We start from the raw sequence: 15,263 nt of genomic DNA on the forward strand, positions 1-15,263 counted from the left end.
TTCTGGGGTGGACCGCTGTGCACCACCGCTCTCGCCCGCCCACGGCGCTCGGCGCCGGCGGGGCCGCCGTTCTGAGCCTCGCCCCCGCCGCCCCGGCCGCGCCGCCGGCCGCACGGCGCCTGCGCCCCCGGACCGTGGTCGTCGCGGCCACCGCCTGGCTGCTGGCCGCCGTCTTCCTGCTGCCCTACGCGCAGATGGTGATCACCGCGCTGCGCCCCGCCGACGAGCTGCGCGACAACACCTACCTCCCGGAGCACTTCGCCTGGTCCAACTTCGTCGACGTCTGGCGGGAGTCCAACCTCGGCTCGAACCTGCGCGTCACCCTGCTGGTGGCCGGCGGGTCCACCGTACTGGTCCTGCTGGTGGCGCTGCCCGCCGCGTACTACACGGCCCGGATGACCTTCCGCGGACGCAAGCTCTTCCTGCTGCTCGTGCTGGTCACCCAGATGTTCCAGCCGACGTCGCTCCTGGTGGGCCTCTACCGCGAGTTCTACCAGCTGGACATGCTCAACTCGGTCTGGACGCTGATCCTCTGCAACGCCGCCTTCAACCTGGCGTTCGCGATCTGGATCCTCAGCGCCTACATCGGCTCCATCCCGGTGGCGCTGGAGGAGGCGGCCATGATCGACGGTCTGAGCCGGTTCAAGGCGCTCCTGCGCGTCACGCTCCCGCTCGCGCTGCCCGGGGTCGTCACCGCCGTGATCTTCACCTTCATCGCGGCCTGGAACGAGTTCGTGATGGGCCTGACCCTGTCCACCGTGCCCGACAGCCAGCCGCTCACCGTCGGCATCAACAGCTTCGTCGGCAACTACACCGTGCAGTGGAACTTCCTGTTCGCCGGGTCGATCGTCGCCATCCTCCCGGTCGTGGTGCTCTTCGCCTTCATCGAGCGCCAGGTCGTCTCCGGACTGACCGCCGGATCCGTGAAGTAGCCCGCCGGCCCGCACCCGCCGACCGTCGAGGACCGGCGGTCGGCAGGCCGCTGTGCCCCCCCCCCCCCCGAGCACCAGGGAGCCCACCGTGCCCGAGAGCAGTACGAGAGCCCGTCACCCCGTCGCATCGGAGGCGCGCGATGGCTGAGCACGCCCGGCCCGACGAGTGCGTCATCGCCCTGGACGTGGGCGGCACCGGGATGAAGGGGGCGCTGGTCGACCGGCGGTCGGGCGTCCTGCTCACCGAGCGGCGCCGCACGCCCCGGGCGGCCGGGCCCGAGGCCGTCGTCGACGCCGTCACGGCGGCCCTGCGGTCCCTCGCCGGCCAGGCCGCGGACCTCGGCCTCACCGTCCGCCAGGCCGGGGTGGTCGTCCCCGGCATCGTCGACGCCGAGCGGGCCGTGGCCGTCTACGCCGCCAACCTCGGCTGGCGCGACCTGCCGCTGGCCGCCCTGCTCGAAGAACGCACCGGACTGCCGGTCACGCTGGGCCACGACGTACGGGCCGGCGGCCTGGCGGAGGTCCGGCTGGGCGCCGCGCGGGGCGCCCGGGACGCGCTGTTCGTCGCGATCGGCACCGGCATCTCGGCCGCGATCGTCCACGACGGCCGGCTGCTGACCGCCGGCGGCTACGCGGGCGAGCTCGGCCACCTCGTCGTCGAACCGGACGGCCGGCCGTGCCCCTGCGGCGCCCGGGGCTGCCTGGAGACCATCGCCTCCGCGGCGGGCATCGCCGCGGCCTACAGCGCCCGCACCGGCCGGCCCGTCCACGGCGCCGCCGAGGTCGCCGCCCTGCTCGCCGAGGGCGACGAGGCCGCCCTGGCCGTCTGGCAGCGCGCCGTCCACGGGCTGGCGACCGCGCTCACCACCGCCGTGACGCTGCTCGCCCCCGAGGTCGTCGTCCTCGGCGGCGGGCTCGCCGAGTCGGCCGGCCTGCTGCTGGACCCGCTGCGGGCCGGCCTCGACCGGAGACTGACGTTCCACCGGCGCCCCCGCCTGGTGGCCGCCGCGCTGGGCGACGAGGCGGGCTGCCTCGGCGCCGGGCTGCACGCCTGGGACACGGTGGACCGGGTGGGAACAGCGCTGGGCGCTCCCGGCCGTCACTGACCGGGCCGCCGTACCGGCACCCCTCCGGCGCCCGTCGGCCCCCGCCGGCCCCCCGCCCCGCCCCCGCCCGCACCGCTTGTCCGGCAGGACCCGGCGCGGCCCCGCGGGGTCCGCGGGCGCGCGCCCGGATCTCAGGTGAATCTGCGATCAATACTGTCGCAAACTCTCACTCTTGACTCATGGGCGATCACACCCTCCGAGGCGGCGAACGGCGTCGTTCGGCGATCGCTCCCCGCTCCACGCCCGGGTGATCGCCCCAGCTCACGCGCCACTCAACGGGGTTGATCCGTCGGAGGGGCGGTCGAGGGCGGATCGCGAGGGAACTTCTGCATGCGCACTTCAAAGTCGGCATCGGGCCGCACCACCCTGGTATCACATGCTTGAAGATGCTTAAATGTGCATCATCTAGCTCAGCTTTCATCAGATGATCTTGAAAGGGGTCAGCAATGACGCACGTAGAGGCAGAGATCGCCGACCAGCCGCAGTGCTGGGCGCGCGCGGCGGCCCTGGCCGCGGCCGGCCACCCCGCCCTGCCCGGAGCAGGCGAGCGGGTCGCCGTCGTCGGGTGCGGGACGTCGTACTTCATGGGCCAGGCGTACGCCGCCCTGCGCGAGTCGGGCGGCCAGGGCGTGACCGACGCGTTCGCCGCGTCCGAGTTCCCGACCGGCCGCTCCTACGACCGCGTGATCGCACTCACCCGCTCCGGCACCACGACCGAGGTACTGGAACTGCTCGACGGCCTGCGCGGAAAGGTCCGGACCAGTGCGATCACGGCGGATCCGAACACGCCCGTCATGTCGGCCGCGGACGACGTCGTCGTCCTGGACTTCGCCGACGAGCGGTCCGTCGTGCAGACGCGCTTCGCCACCACCGCGCTGACGTTCCTGCGCGCGCACCTGGGCCTGCACACCGAGGCGGTGGAGGAGGACGCCCGCCGCGCCCTGGCGGAGCCCCTGCCGGCCGGCCTGGTCGAGTGCGGCCAGTTCACCTTCCTGGGGCGCGGCTGGACGGTCGGCCTGGCCAACGAGGCCGCGCTGAAGATGCGCGAGGCGGCCCTCGCCTGGACCGAGTCGTACCCGGCCATGGAGTACCGCCACGGCCCGATCAGCATCGCCGCGCCGTCCACCGCCACCTGGATGCTCGGCGACGCCCCGGTCGGCCTCGCCGAGCAGGTCGACTCGACCGGTGCCCACTGGATCGAGGGCCGGCTCGACCCGCTGGCCGAGCTGGTCCGCGTGCACCGCCTCGCCGTCGCCGTCGCGGCGGCCAGGGGCCTCGACCCCGACCAGCCGCGCAACCTGACGCGCTCCGTGATCCTCGCCGACGCGTGACCCCCACCGTCCAGCTCCCCGCGGCCGGGCGTACCGCAGCGGCAGGGAGGCAGCCGTCGTGATCGTGACCGTCACGCCCAACCCGGCGCTCGACATCACCTACACCCTCGCCGCGCTGCGGCCGCACGAGAGCCACCGCGTGGAGACCGTCCACGAGCAGGCCGGCGGCAAGGGCGTCAACGTGGCCCGGGTGCTGCACGCCCTGGGGCGGCGGACCACGGCGGTCCTGCCGCTCGGCGGGGCCGCGGGCAGCGCCGTCAAGGCCGACCTCGACCGGTCGGGGATCGTCCATCTGACGATCCCGCTCACCGGCGCGGCGACCCGGCGGACGATCGCCGTCGTGCACGACGGGGACGCCACGATGCTCAACGAACCCGGGCCGGAGCTGTCCGCGCTCCAGTGGACCGCGCTCCGCGCGGGGGTGGCGAGCCTGGTGCCGGCCGCCCGGGCCCTGGTGCTGTCCGGCAGCCTGCCCCGGGGCGTCCCGCCCGGCGGCTACGCCGCGTTGGTGCGGCTCGCCCGCGACCGGGGCGTCCCGGTGATCCTCGACGCCGCCGGCCCGGCGCTCACCGAAGCCCTCGACGCCCGGCCGACGATCATCAAACCGAACGCCGCCGAACTGCGGGAGGCCACCGGGACGGACGATCCGCAGACGGCCGCCCGGGCGCTCGTGCGGGCGGGCGCCGGAACGGTCGTCGCCTCCCTCGGGGCGGACGGCCTGCTGGCCGTCGACCCGGCCGGGGCCTGGCGGGCCTTCCTCCCGACGGACGCCGGCATCAGCGGCAACCCCACCGGAGCCGGGGACTCCGTGGTGGCCGCCCTCGCCGTCGGCCTCGCCGAGCACACCCCGCTGCCGGTCGCGCTGACCCGGGCCGTCGCGCTGTCGGCCGCCACCGTCCAGGCCCGCTACGCCGGCATGTTCGACCGCGACGGCTACCGGCGTCTGCTCCCCCAGGTCCAGGTCGTCCCGGCCTGACCACCCACCCTCACCCCGAGAAGGGTCCGCCATGCCTCTCAGCACCACGGGCGAACTGGTCGCCGAAGCCGCCGCCCGGCGCGGCGCCGTCGCCGCGTTCAACGTCATCACCCTGGAACACATCGAGGCCGTCGTCGCCGCCGCCGAGGCCACCGGGGAGCCGGTCATCCTCCAGGTGAGCGAGAACGCCGTGAAGTTCCACGGCGGCCGCCCGCACCCGATAGCCGCGGCCGCCGTCAGCGCCGCGCGCCGCAGCGGCGCCCGGGTGGCACTCCACCTCGACCACGTGAAGAGCGAGGCGCTGCTCCGCGAGGCCGCGGACTGCGGATTCAGCTCCGCCATGTTCGACGCGGCGCACCTGTCCTACGGTGAGAACGTCGCCGTCACCCGCCGGGCCGCCGACTGGGCCCACGCCAACGGCCTCTGGCTGGAGGCCGAACTCGGCGAGGTGGGCGGCAAGGACGGCACCGGGCCGCTGAGCGCCCACGCCCCCGGGGCCCGCACCGATCCCGACGAGGCCCGGCGCTTCGTGGCCGAGACCGGCATCGACGCGCTCGCCGTCGCCGTCGGCAGCTCGCACGCCATGACCACCCGCGACGCGACGATCGACCACACCCTGCTCGCCGCGCTGCACCACGCCCTGGACCTCCCCCTGGTCCTGCACGGCTCCTCCGGCGTCAGCGACCCGGAACTCCAGCGCGCGATCCGGGTCGGCATCAGCAAGGTCAACATCGGCACCGCCCTGAGCATCGCCATGACCGGCGCGATCCGGTCCCACCTGCGCGGCGACCCCAACGGCGTGGACCCGCGGCACTACCTCGCGGCCGGCCGCGAGGCCGTCACCGACACCACCGCCCAGCTCCTGACAACCGTCGGCGCGGCGGACCGGGGCGGCGTCCCGGTCTCCAGCGGCTGACGGGCGGCGGCCGGCCCGGCCCGCCGGTCCCGCGGGCCCCGGGCCGGCGGGACCGCGCGGAATGGCGCACCGGACAGGGCCGCGCCGGCCGGACAGGCCGTCGCGGCCCCTCGGCGTGCTTCCCCGCCCCGGCCTCCTCAGGCGCCCGCGTCCACCCGGCGCTCCGGCGCGCTCGTCGGGTCGAGGAAGATGCCCTCCAGGGTCAGATACGCCCCGCCCTGGGCCGCGTTGGAGAGCCCGAGGGTGGAGGCGGCCACCACGACGCGCTCGGCGGTGGGCCTGATCCGGCGCTCGTCGAGCACCCGCTGCACGGCGTCGACCAGATAGCGGCCGAAGACCGCGAAGTACCCGCCGAGGACGATCCTCGGCGGGTTCAGCACGTCCACCAGGATGCCCAGCCCGAGGGCCAGGTCGTCCGCGATCAGGGCCAGCGCAGCCAGCGTCCGCGGCTCGCCCCGGTCCGCCCGCGCCAGCAGCTCGTCCAGGCGCTGCGCGAGGTCGACCGACCGGTCGTGCACCCGGTCGGTGCGGTCGGCGGCCGCGTCCAGGAAGGCCTGCAGGCCCACTGCGGTCTCCCAGCAGCCCGTCCGGCCGCAGGCGCAGGGGCGCTCCCGGCGGTCGACGTGCATGTGCCCGATCTCGGAGCCGCGCAGCAGCTTGCCGCCGGAGAGGCTGGCGCCGCCGACGCCGATCCCGCCGGTGACGTAGACCAGTTCGCGGACGTCGTCGGCGGCCGCGCGGAGGTACTCGGCCAGTGCCCCGGACTCGGCGTCGTTCGCGAGCAGGACGGGCGGGGCGGCCGGGCCGAGCCGCGCGCGCAGTTCGGCGGCGGCCGGCACGTCGCGCCAGCCGAAGTTGGTGGCCACCAGGACGGTGCCCGACCCGGCGTCGACCTCGCCCTGGGTGACCAGGGTGACGCCCGCCGCGCTCATCCCCCGGGCGCCGATCTCGCGCAGACAGGCGCGGACCATCTCCGCGACCTCGTGCAGCGTCTCCTGCGGGCTCAGCTCCGGCAGGTCGATCCCGCGCCGCCGCTCGTGGACGACGGTGCCGCTCAGATCCACCGCCAGCACAGTGATGTGATCGACGCCCAGCTCGGCGCCGACCCCGCAGACCCAGCGCCCGTCGAGCGTGACCATGCGGTGCGGGCGGCCCACCGCGCCCGCCCGGTCCAGCTCGCCCTCGCGGGCCAGGCCGCGCTGGATCAGCTCGGTGACCAGCACCGAGACGGTGGCCTTCGGCAGCCCGGCGACGGCGGCGATCCGGGTGCGCGACTGCTCGCCGCTCTCCCTCAGCAGGCGCAGCACCAGGCCCAGGTTGTTGCGGCGCATGGACCCCTTGTCGGCGGCGTCGGGGTAGCCCGCCATGATGCCGGCGGCCCCGGTGGTGCCACTGCCCCGTGCTTCCTGCACTGTCTCTCCTGTTCCCGAGGGTGCCGACGGCGCCCATGGTAGTTGTCGCGGCGATCGGAATAACGGCCTTGCCGGCGCTGGACCTTGACAATACCCACCTTAGTTCAGACACTAGCCGAACTAACAAGCCCGAGGGTGCGGCCTTCCCCCCAGGCCCCCTCCACCGCTTGTCCCCTGGAGAGGAATCACACGATGGGCAGAACCTCGACCACCACCCGGGTCCTCGGCACCGCCACCGTGGCGCTGCTGGCCCTGACCGCCACCGCCTGCGGCAGCGGCTCCGAGAGCACGGCCGGCGGCTCGTCCGGCAGCTTCGCCTACTGGTCGATGTGGCGGGCCGACGAGGCCCAGGCCAAGGTGATCAAGGCGGCGATCGACCAGTTCCAGACCGACACCGGCATCAAGGTCGACATCACCTGGGCCGGACGCGACGTCAAGAAGAAGATCGGCCCGGCGATCGCCACCAACCAGGCCCCCGACCTGTGGGACCAGGGCGCCGACGGCGTCTACGGGGCGACCGCCCAGGCCGGCCAGGCACTCGACCTGTCCGACGTCCTCGGCATGGAGGTGCCCGGCGAGGGCAGGAAGGTGTCCGACGTCGTCCCCGCGAAGTACCTGGACGCCCTGCCCAAGGACCCGGACGGCAGGAACCACTACGTGATCCCGTACGAGATCTCCTCGGGCGCCCTCTTCTACAACACGGCCGACCCCGACATCGCCGCCGCCATGCCGAGCCCGCCGGCGAGCTGGGCCGACTTCCTCAAGGTCTGCGACGCGCTCAAGGCCAGGGGCCGGGCCTGTCTGGCCACCGACGGCGAACTCGCCTGGGAGAACGGCCTGATCCTGGACTACCTGCTGTCCGCCGGCGGGGTCGGCTTCAGCGCGCTGAGCTCCGACCCGTCCGGCGCGAGCTGGGACGCCCCGGCCGTGCTCACCGCCGCCCGGCAGACCGAGCAACTGGTGAAGGGCGGCCACCTGATCAGCGGCTACGACGCCACCAAGTTCCCCGCCCAGGAGACCAACTGGGCCGCCGGCAAGGCCGCGTTCTACCCGGACGGCAGCTGGGTCACCGACGAGGTGGCCAAGCAGCTCCCCGCGGACTGGAAGATGGGCGCGATGCTGCCGCCCGGCGCCGTCAACGCGGACTCGATGATGTTCGGCTTCGCGATACCGAAGAAGGCCAAGCACTCCGCCGCGGCCAAGAAGTTCATCGCCTACTTCCTGCAGAAGAAGACCCTCGCCGGGATCTCCACCGAGGCCGGGAACATCACGCCGCGCTCCGACATCCCCGCCCCGGCCGCGCTCACCGACATCCAGAAGGCGCTGGACGCCGCGCCCGTCCGCCTCACCTACGACGGCGTGGCCGGCGACTACCCCACCAAGGTCTTCAACCAGAACTTCCTCGACCTCTGGCACGGCAAGACCTCCGCCGAGCAGTTCGTCGCGAAGATGAAGTCCGACCAGGCCTCCTTCTGGAAGAGCCAGGGCTGAGGCGACGATGGCCACCGCACTCCAGGACCCGCCCGCCGTGCGCGGCGGCGGGCGCGCGCAGCCGGTGAACGCCGGCACCTCACCGCTGGAACGCCAGCACCGGCGCGTCTTCTGGCCGTTCGTCGGCCCCGCGCTGCTCGTCTACGGCGTGCTGTTCCTGGTCCCGATCGGCTACGCCGCCTGGACCAGCCTCTACAAGTGGGACGGCATGGGCGCCAAGCACTGGCGCGGCCTGCGGAACTACCGGATCCTCTTCGAGGACGCGGCGTTCCGGACCTCCCTGGTCAACACGCTGGAGATCCTCTTCGTCGGCGGCGCGATCACCTTCGCGATCAGCCTGGCGCTCACCCTGGTCCTGCGCGAGATGCGGGCCCGGCTGTTCGCCCGCTCGGTGCTCTTCTTCCCGTGCCTGGTGAACGCGATGGTGTTCGGCATCGCGGCCGGCTTCCTGTTCTCCCCCGACGGCCCGGTCAACACCGTGCTGCACTGGCTCGGCACCGCGACCCCGCCCAAGTGGCTCGCCACCGACAACCTCTTCCCGATGATCGTCGCCACCCTGGTCTGGACGGCCACCGGCTACTACACCGCGATCATCATGGCGGCGGTCGACCAGATCCCCGAATACCTCTACGAGGCAGCCGAGTTGGACGGCGCCAGCGCCTTCCGCCGGTTCCGGCACATCACCCTGCCGCTCGCCTGGGACGTGGTTTCGATCTGCGCCGTGCTCTGGACGGTCAGCTCGGTGAAGATCTTCGAACTGATCCTGATGTACGGCGGCAGCAACTCCAGCCAGCCCCCGGTCGACACCTGGAACACCGCGATGTACGTCTACGCCGAGGCGTTCCCGCAGACCTCGGCGCCGCAGCTCGGCATGGCCACCGCCGCCGCCCTGGTCAGCCTGGTGATGGTCGGGGTGATCACGCTGGCGCTGCGCCGGCTGATGCGCCGCGCCGCCGTCGAATACTGACCCCCTCAGAAAGGCAACTCCCGTGCGTACCAAGCACAGAGCCGCGGGGCCTGCGATGCGGATCGCCAGAGGCGTGGTGTGGGTCGTCGTCGCCGTCGACCTGCTGCTCATCCTGTGGGTCTTCCTGACCTCGCTGCGCGGCAGCACCGACATCTTCGCCCACCCCTTCGGCCTGCCCACCGACCCGCGCCCGGACAACTACGGGCGCGCACTGGACGACGGCGGCTTCGGCCGGGCCGCGCTCAACAGCGTGCTCGTCGCCGCGCTCTCCTCGGTGGCGGCCGTCGCCCTGGCCGCACCCGCCGCCTACATGCTGGCGCGGCGCCGCACCCGCACCTCCTCGGCGCTGACCATGACCTTCGCCATGGGACTCGGCGTCCCCGGGCAGGTCCTGGTCGTGCCGCTCTTCATCGGCCTGGCCCAGGTGAACCTGACGGACAGCCTGCTCGGCCTCGGCCTGGTCTACGTGGGCCTGGCGATGCCGTTCACCGTCTACCTGCTGACCGGCTTCTTCAGCGGGGTCCCGGCCGTCCTGGAGGAGGCCGCCACCCTCGACGGGGCCGGGCCGCTGCGGACCTTCCTCCAGGTGATCGTCCCGGTCGCCCGGGGCGGACTCGTCACCGCCTTCCTGCTCCAGGTCATCGGGGCCTGGAACGAGACCCTCTTCGCCCTGGTGCTCAACCACGGCGAGGACAAGATCACGCTGCCGGTCGCGCTGGCGAACTTCGTCGCCACCGAGCAGCTCAACGGAATGGACTGGGGGACCATGTTCGCCGGCGTCTGCCTCATCCTCGCACCGATGCTCGCCCTCTTCTCCTGGCTGGGCACCCGGATCATCCAGGGCATGACGGTGGGGATCGGCAAATGACCTCCACCCTGCGCACCGGCCTGCTGCGGATCGAGGGCGCGGCCGACCCGGCCGCCGGCTGCCTCCCGATCCTGCGCGGACTGCCCGCCCGCACCGCCGACGACGCCGGGGCCACCGACCCCGAGATGCGCCGCAACCTCGGCTACGGCCGCCCGCACACCCTGCTGCCCTACACCCGGCAGGACCGCTACGACCGCTCCCGCACCACGCGTGAACTGCCCACCGTCGTCCTGGAGAACGAGCACCTCACCGCCACCTTCCTGCCCGGCTACGGCGGCCGGCTCTGGTCCCTGGTGCACCGCCCCTCCGGCCGCGAACTGCTGCACCGCAACCCCGTCCTGCAGCCCGCCAACCTCGCCCTGCGGGACGCCTGGATCGCCGGCGGGGTGGAGTGGAACCTCGGCACCACCGGGCACTGGCCGCTCACCTGCGAGCCGCTGCACGCCGTCCGGACCACCACCGCGGACGGCACGCCGGTGCTGCGGATGTACGAGTTCGAACGGCTGCGGCGGCTGGTGCTGCAGATCGACGCCTGGCTGCCGGCCGGCTCGCCGGTGCTGTACGTCCACGTCTCCGTCCAGAACCCGAACGACGCCGAGGTCCCGGTCTACTGGTGGTCCAACATCGCCGTCCCCGAGACCGGGCAAACCAGGGTGGTCGGCCCCGCCGACCACGCCTTCCACTTCGACTACACCGCCGACCTTCGGCACGTCCCGTTCCCCGACTACGACGGGGCCGACCGCAGCTACCCCGGCCGGCTGCCCCGCGCGGCGGACTACTTCCTGGACATCCCGGACGCCGAGCGCCGGTGGATCACCGCCCTGGACGGCACCGGCGCCGGCCTGGTGCAGGCCTCGACCGACCGGCTGCGCGGCCGCAAGCTCTTCCACTGGGGCACCGCCACCGGCGGCGCGCACTGGCAGGAGTGGCTCTCCGGTCCCGACGCGCCCTACCTGGAGATCCAGGCCGGCCTGGCCAGGACCCAGCTGGAGCACCTGCCGATGCCGGCCGGCGAGAGCTGGTCCTGGGTCGAGGCCTACGGGCTGCTGGAGGTCGACCCGGCCGCCGCGCACGGCGACTGGGGGTCGGCCCGCGCGGCCGCCGCGGCCGCACTGGCCGCCCTCGTCCCGCCCGGCCGCCTGGAGGACGCGCTGTCCCGGGCGGCGGAGTTCGGCGAACCGACGGAACTGCTCGGCGAGGGGTCCGGCTGGGGAGCGCTGGAGATCGCGGCCGGCGCACTGCCCGCCTCGGCCGCCCGGCCGTTCGGTGACGCGCGGGCCGAACAGCGGCCGTGGGCCGAGCTGCTGGCCACCGGCCGGCTGCCGCTCTGCGACCCGCCGGCCGCCCCGGTCACCGGAGGCCACTGGCGCGAACGGCTGGAGGCCGCCGAGCCGGACTGGCACGTGCTCCACCAGCTCGCTCTCGTGTACCTGTCCGAGGGCGAGGACGACGCCGCCCGCACCGCCTGGAAGCGCTCCGTCGCCGAACGGCCGACCCCGTGGGCGCTGCGCGCCCTGGCGTTCCTCACCGACTCCCCCGAGGAGTCGGCCGACCTGCTGGCCCACGCGTTCCGGCTGCGCCCGGACCTCCTGGAGCTCACCGTCGAGTTCCTCGACGCCCTGGCCGCGGCCGGCCGCCACCGGCAGGCCCTGGCCGTCGTCGAGGGCCTGACCGGGAGCGCCCGCCGGCACGGCCGGATCCGCCTCGCCGAGGCGAGGGCGGCGCACGCCCTGGGCGACCAGGACCGGGTGCGCCGGCTGCTCGCCGAGGGCATCCAGGTCGACAACATGCGCGAGGGCGAGGACTCGCTGGACACCCTCTGGCTCGCCGTCCACCCCGGGACGCCGGTCCCGCCGGTCTACGACTTCCGGATGTCGCAGACCTGACCCCCCGACCTCCGCCCCGCCCCGGCGGGGCGGAGCCGCGGCGGCCCTCCCTCCGTGGCCGCCGCGGCCGCGGACCGACCCCGGGTCCGCGCACCGCAGTACGCCCCCACCCCCGAAGGAGTGCTCGTGCCATCCCTTCCCAGAACCCTCGTGGCCACCCTCACGGCCGCCACCCTCACCCTGGCCGGCGGCGCCCTCGCGGCCCCACCCGCGTCGGCGGCCCCCGCCGTCACCGGCTACACCGTCAGCGTCGGCTCCACCGGCCGCTACCCCACCCCGACCGACACCACGGCGGCCCCGTACACCGACAAGGACGGCACCTTCTACTTCCAGCAGTCCGCGGCGCTGTACGGGGCCACCGACCCGCGTGAGTGGGAGTTCTTCACCGGCGCGGACTTCGACTCCGCCACCAGGTCCGCCGCGATCAGCGACGCGGTGAACCCCGCCAACCCGCAGGACGCGAACAACAACACGACCTGGCGCTGCAACAACAGCCCCACCGGCCGGGAGTCGAGCTTCGCGCCGAGCGGCTCCGGCTACGCCCAGAAGAACTACTGCGACCTCACCGGGGTCTGGGTCGACCCGGACACCGGCGACTGGTACGGCCTGGTGCACAACGAGTTCACCCCGCAGCCCTTCGGGGACGGCCTGCACTTCGACGCGATCGACTACACGGTCTCGACCGACCAGGGCCGGACGTGGACCATCAGGAACCACGTCATCACCTCGCCGTACAGCACCGTACGCGGTGACACCGCCGCCTTCCCGAACCAGACCTACGACTACGGCGACGGTGACCCGCGGCTCTTCGTGGACACCGCCTCCGGCTACTTCTACGTCTACTACGGCTCGCGGATCGTCGACAAGGGCGGCAGCTGGAAGGCGTTCTACGAACACGTCGCCCGGGCGCCGATGTCCGCCAAGATGGCGCCCGACTCCTGGCAGAAGTGGTACGACGGCGCGTGGTCGCAGCCCGGCGTCGGCGGCCGGGAGAGCAACATGGTCCCGGTCGACGCGGCCAGCAGCACGGGGTACACCCCCGTCGCCAAGGAGTACGACCCGGCGAACACCGGCACCGCGGCCCAGCAGATCGCCGCCGGGAAGATGCCGCCGACCTCGCCGCTCTTCGTCATGGACATCACCTACAACGCCTACCTCGGCCTGTACATCGGTGAGCCCCAGGCGGTCAACCAGGACGGCACCTCGCCGCAGTACCTCTACGCGACCGACGACCTCGCGACCCAGAAGTGGTTCCCGATCGGCGACACCGGCAGCTACCACACCGCCTCGTGGTACCGCTGGTTCGTCGACAGCGCGAACCGGACGAACTCGACGATCGTCGGCAAGAACTTCCGCGCCTACTGCGCGTTCGGCTGCTCGGCGGGCGCCTCCGGCGAGTACGTCAACCTCGGCATCACCTCCTCGTCCCCCGCGCCCGCGCCCGTCGACCCGGCCAAGACCTACCGGATCGCCAACGGAACCGGCCGGGTGCTCGCCCAGGTCTCCGGCAGCCAGGCGACCACCTCGACGGCCGCCGCCGGCGGATCGGGCCTGGAGTCGTGGAGCTTCGCCCCCACCGGCGACGGCGCCTACCGGGTCGTCAACTCCGCCACCGGCGGCCTGCTGGGCGTCGGCTCCACCGGCAAGGCCGGCCGCGCCTGGGGGACGGCGCCGACCGTCACCGTGGCCGGACCGGGCGGGCCCGCCGTCGGCCAGCAGTGGTTCGTCATCCCCGGCAAGACCGCCGCGGGCGCGTCGACCGGCGCCTTCCGGCTGGTCAACCGCTACAGCGGGCTGGTGCTCGGCATGACCTCCGCCGCCGGCGCGCTGACCGGCACCACGCCCACCCGCAGCTGGACCGACACCACCGGCAACCCCGTCGGCGGCGGCGCCACCGCGGCCGACCAGGTGCTGACCCTGACCGCCACCGGTGACGCCGGCGGCTCACTCGACGGGATCCACACGCTCACCACCGGAGGCCAGGCGCTCGACGTCCCCGACCACTCCAAGACCCAGGGCACCCAGCTCGTCACCTGGACCGCCAACGGCGGCACCAACCAGAGCTGGACCTTCGCCCGGCAGTCCGACGGCAGCTACCGGCTCACCAACCGCGAGTCCGCGCTCTGCCTGGACGACAGCGGCGGCTCCACCGCGGCCGGCAACCCGATCATCCAGTGGGCCTGCACGGGCGCGACCAACCAGCGCTGGATCCTCACCCCGGTGAGCGGCGGCTACACCGTCGCCTCGAAGGCGAGCGGCCTGCTCCTCACCACCGCCGGCACCGCCAACGGCGCCCTGGTGACCCAGCAGCCGGACACCGGGTCCGCCCGGCAGATCTGGTCCGTCAACTAGGGCTGGTCCGCCGGGGCTCCGGCCCCGCGGGCGGCAGCCTGCGGGGCCGGAGCCGGAGCGGCGTCCGCACACCGGCGAGGACGACGGCGGTGCCCACCCCCACGCGTGCACCAGGAGGCCCACGACATGATCCAGGACACCCGGCCGCCGGCGGCCCTCCTGGCGGAACAGCGCCGCCGGCTGATCCACACCAGTGTGCGGGAGCACGGCACCGCCGTCACCGACCAGCTCGCCCACGAGTTCGGCGTCTCCGCCGCCACCGTCCGGCGTGACCTGTGCGCGCTCGCCGAGCAGGGCCTGCTGCACCGGACCCGCGGTGGAGCCGTCCGCTCCGAGGCCGCCCGGGGCGGGGGCGGACGCCGGGTTCCGCCGGACACCGGCCCGCTGCCGAACCTCGACGTGATCGCCCGGGCCGCCGCCGCGCTGGTCCGGCCGGGCGACGTCGTCGGCCTCGGCGCCGGCCCGGCGACCTACGCCGTCGCCCGGCACCTGACCGCCGTGGACCAGCTGGCGGTCGTCACCAACTCCCTCCGGACCGCCCGGGTCTTCACCCACCCCGACGGTCCGCCCGGGGCGGCCCCGACCGCCGCCGTCACGCTCACCGGCGGCCTCCGGACGGCCTCCGGCGCCCTGGTGGGCCCGATCGCCGACCAGGCCGTCCGCTCGACCCGGCTGGACCTCCTCCTCCTCGACTGCCGCGGGATCACCCGCCGGGGCGACCTGACCCTCGCCGACCTCACCGAGGCGGCCACCCAGCGGGCCTTCCTGCACGCCGCCCGCCGGGTGGTGCTCGTCGCCGACCGCTCCAGGTGGAGCAGCGGCGGGCTGGCCGTCTTCGGCAGCCTGGACCAGGTCGACGTCCTGGTCACCGGCTCCGACCTGCCCGCCGCCCAGCGGGCGGCCGCCGCCAGACGGGTGGGCACGCTGCTCGTGGTCGACGCCGCCGGAGGCGCGTCCGCCGTCCGGCGCTGAGCGGAAGGCACCGGGGCGCGGAACGCGGGGCACCGGCCCGGCTCCCCCCTCGGG

Annotated in this window: 12 protein-coding genes; 11 read left to right on the forward strand and 1 reads right to left on the reverse strand. The window is 74.0% G+C overall.

Annotated elements, in window-relative coordinates; translation table 11 throughout:
- Positions 1-71: 71 nt before the first annotated feature.
- The 5 genes from ACFWA9_RS33535 (at position 72) to ACFWA9_RS33555 (ending at position 5,261) form a co-directional block, all read left to right on the forward strand.
- Positions 72-932 (forward strand): carbohydrate ABC transporter permease, encoded by an 861-nt coding sequence (locus ACFWA9_RS33535; protein ID WP_380392364.1) that lies wholly within the window; start codon positions 72-74, stop codon positions 930-932.
- A 140-nt stretch (positions 933-1,072) separates the two neighbouring features.
- Entirely contained in the window at positions 1,073-2,038 is a 966-nt protein-coding gene (locus ACFWA9_RS33540; RefSeq protein WP_380392335.1) for an ROK family protein, read from the forward strand.
- A gap of 446 nt (positions 2,039-2,484) precedes the next feature.
- On the forward strand, positions 2,485-3,369 hold the full coding sequence (locus tag ACFWA9_RS33545) for an SIS domain-containing protein (RefSeq protein WP_352286528.1): 885 nt from the start codon (positions 2,485-2,487) through the stop codon (positions 3,367-3,369).
- A 58-nt stretch (positions 3,370-3,427) separates the two neighbouring features.
- Positions 3,428-4,345 carry a 1-phosphofructokinase family hexose kinase gene (locus ACFWA9_RS33550; RefSeq protein ID WP_380392337.1) on the forward strand — a complete coding sequence of 306 codons (918 nt, stop codon included), beginning with the start codon at positions 3,428-3,430 and terminating at the stop codon, positions 4,343-4,345.
- Positions 4,346-4,376: 31 nt separating this feature from the next.
- Positions 4,377-5,261 carry a ketose-bisphosphate aldolase gene (locus ACFWA9_RS33555; RefSeq protein ID WP_380392340.1) on the forward strand — a complete coding sequence of 295 codons (885 nt, stop codon included), beginning with the start codon at positions 4,377-4,379 and terminating at the stop codon, positions 5,259-5,261.
- A gap of 137 nt (positions 5,262-5,398) precedes the next feature.
- Here ACFWA9_RS33555 and ACFWA9_RS33560 read toward each other — a convergent pair whose 3' ends face one another.
- A complete protein-coding gene (locus tag ACFWA9_RS33560) occupies positions 5,399-6,673 on the reverse strand; it encodes an ROK family protein (protein ID WP_380392343.1) in 1,275 nt (424 codons plus the stop codon).
- Between the two features lie 192 nt (positions 6,674-6,865).
- On the opposite strand from ACFWA9_RS33560, the gene ACFWA9_RS33565 reads away from it, so the two are divergent.
- From ACFWA9_RS33565 to ACFWA9_RS33590, 6 genes are all read left to right on the forward strand, one after another.
- The gene (locus tag ACFWA9_RS33565; RefSeq protein WP_380392346.1) at positions 6,866-8,164 is read left to right on the forward strand and encodes an ABC transporter substrate-binding protein; all 1,299 of its coding nucleotides are present in this window, start codon (positions 6,866-6,868) and stop codon (positions 8,162-8,164) included.
- Between the two features lie 7 nt (positions 8,165-8,171).
- Positions 8,172-9,131, forward strand: coding sequence for a carbohydrate ABC transporter permease (locus ACFWA9_RS33570; protein WP_380392349.1), 960 nt, complete (start codon positions 8,172-8,174; stop codon positions 9,129-9,131).
- 55 nt (positions 9,132-9,186) lie between these two features.
- Positions 9,187-9,999, forward strand: coding sequence for a carbohydrate ABC transporter permease (locus ACFWA9_RS33575; protein WP_380392352.1), 813 nt, complete (start codon positions 9,187-9,189; stop codon positions 9,997-9,999).
- Positions 9,996-11,885, forward strand: a complete 1,890-nt coding sequence (locus ACFWA9_RS33580) for a DUF5107 domain-containing protein (RefSeq protein WP_380392355.1) — start codon at positions 9,996-9,998, stop codon at positions 11,883-11,885. The genes ACFWA9_RS33575 and ACFWA9_RS33580 overlap by 4 nt, the downstream gene beginning before the upstream one ends.
- A gap of 126 nt (positions 11,886-12,011) precedes the next feature.
- On the forward strand, positions 12,012-14,237 hold the full coding sequence (locus ACFWA9_RS33585; RefSeq protein WP_380392358.1) for an RICIN domain-containing protein: 2,226 nt from the start codon (positions 12,012-12,014) through the stop codon (positions 14,235-14,237).
- A gap of 126 nt (positions 14,238-14,363) precedes the next feature.
- Positions 14,364-15,209 (forward strand): DeoR/GlpR family DNA-binding transcription regulator, encoded by an 846-nt coding sequence (locus ACFWA9_RS33590; RefSeq protein ID WP_380392361.1) that lies wholly within the window; start codon positions 14,364-14,366, stop codon positions 15,207-15,209.
- Positions 15,210-15,263 lie beyond the last annotated feature (54 nt).

The sequence above is a fragment of the Kitasatospora sp. NPDC059973 genome (genome assembly GCF_042737525.1).
Taxonomy (GTDB): domain Bacteria; phylum Actinomycetota; class Actinomycetes; order Streptomycetales; family Streptomycetaceae; genus Kitasatospora.

Bases quoted from the DNA above. Each gene is read 5' to 3' on its own strand.
- ACFWA9_RS33540 (WP_380392335.1), top strand. From the start codon at position 1,073: ATGGCTGAGCACGCCCGGCCCGACGAGTGCGTCATCGCCCTGGACGTG.
- ACFWA9_RS33545 (WP_352286528.1), top strand. From the start codon at position 2,485: ATGACGCACGTAGAGGCAGAGATCGCCGACCAGCCGCAGTGCTGGGCG.
- ACFWA9_RS33555 (WP_380392340.1), top strand. From the start codon at position 4,377: ATGCCTCTCAGCACCACGGGCGAACTGGTCGCCGAAGCCGCCGCCCGG.
- ACFWA9_RS33565 (WP_380392346.1), top strand. From the start codon at position 6,866: ATGGGCAGAACCTCGACCACCACCCGGGTCCTCGGCACCGCCACCGTG.
- ACFWA9_RS33570 (WP_380392349.1), top strand. From the start codon at position 8,172: ATGGCCACCGCACTCCAGGACCCGCCCGCCGTGCGCGGCGGCGGGCGC.
- ACFWA9_RS33575 (WP_380392352.1), top strand. From the start codon at position 9,187: ATGCGGATCGCCAGAGGCGTGGTGTGGGTCGTCGTCGCCGTCGACCTG.
- ACFWA9_RS33580 (WP_380392355.1), top strand. From the start codon at position 9,996: ATGACCTCCACCCTGCGCACCGGCCTGCTGCGGATCGAGGGCGCGGCC.
- ACFWA9_RS33590 (WP_380392361.1), top strand. From the start codon at position 14,364: ATGATCCAGGACACCCGGCCGCCGGCGGCCCTCCTGGCGGAACAGCGC.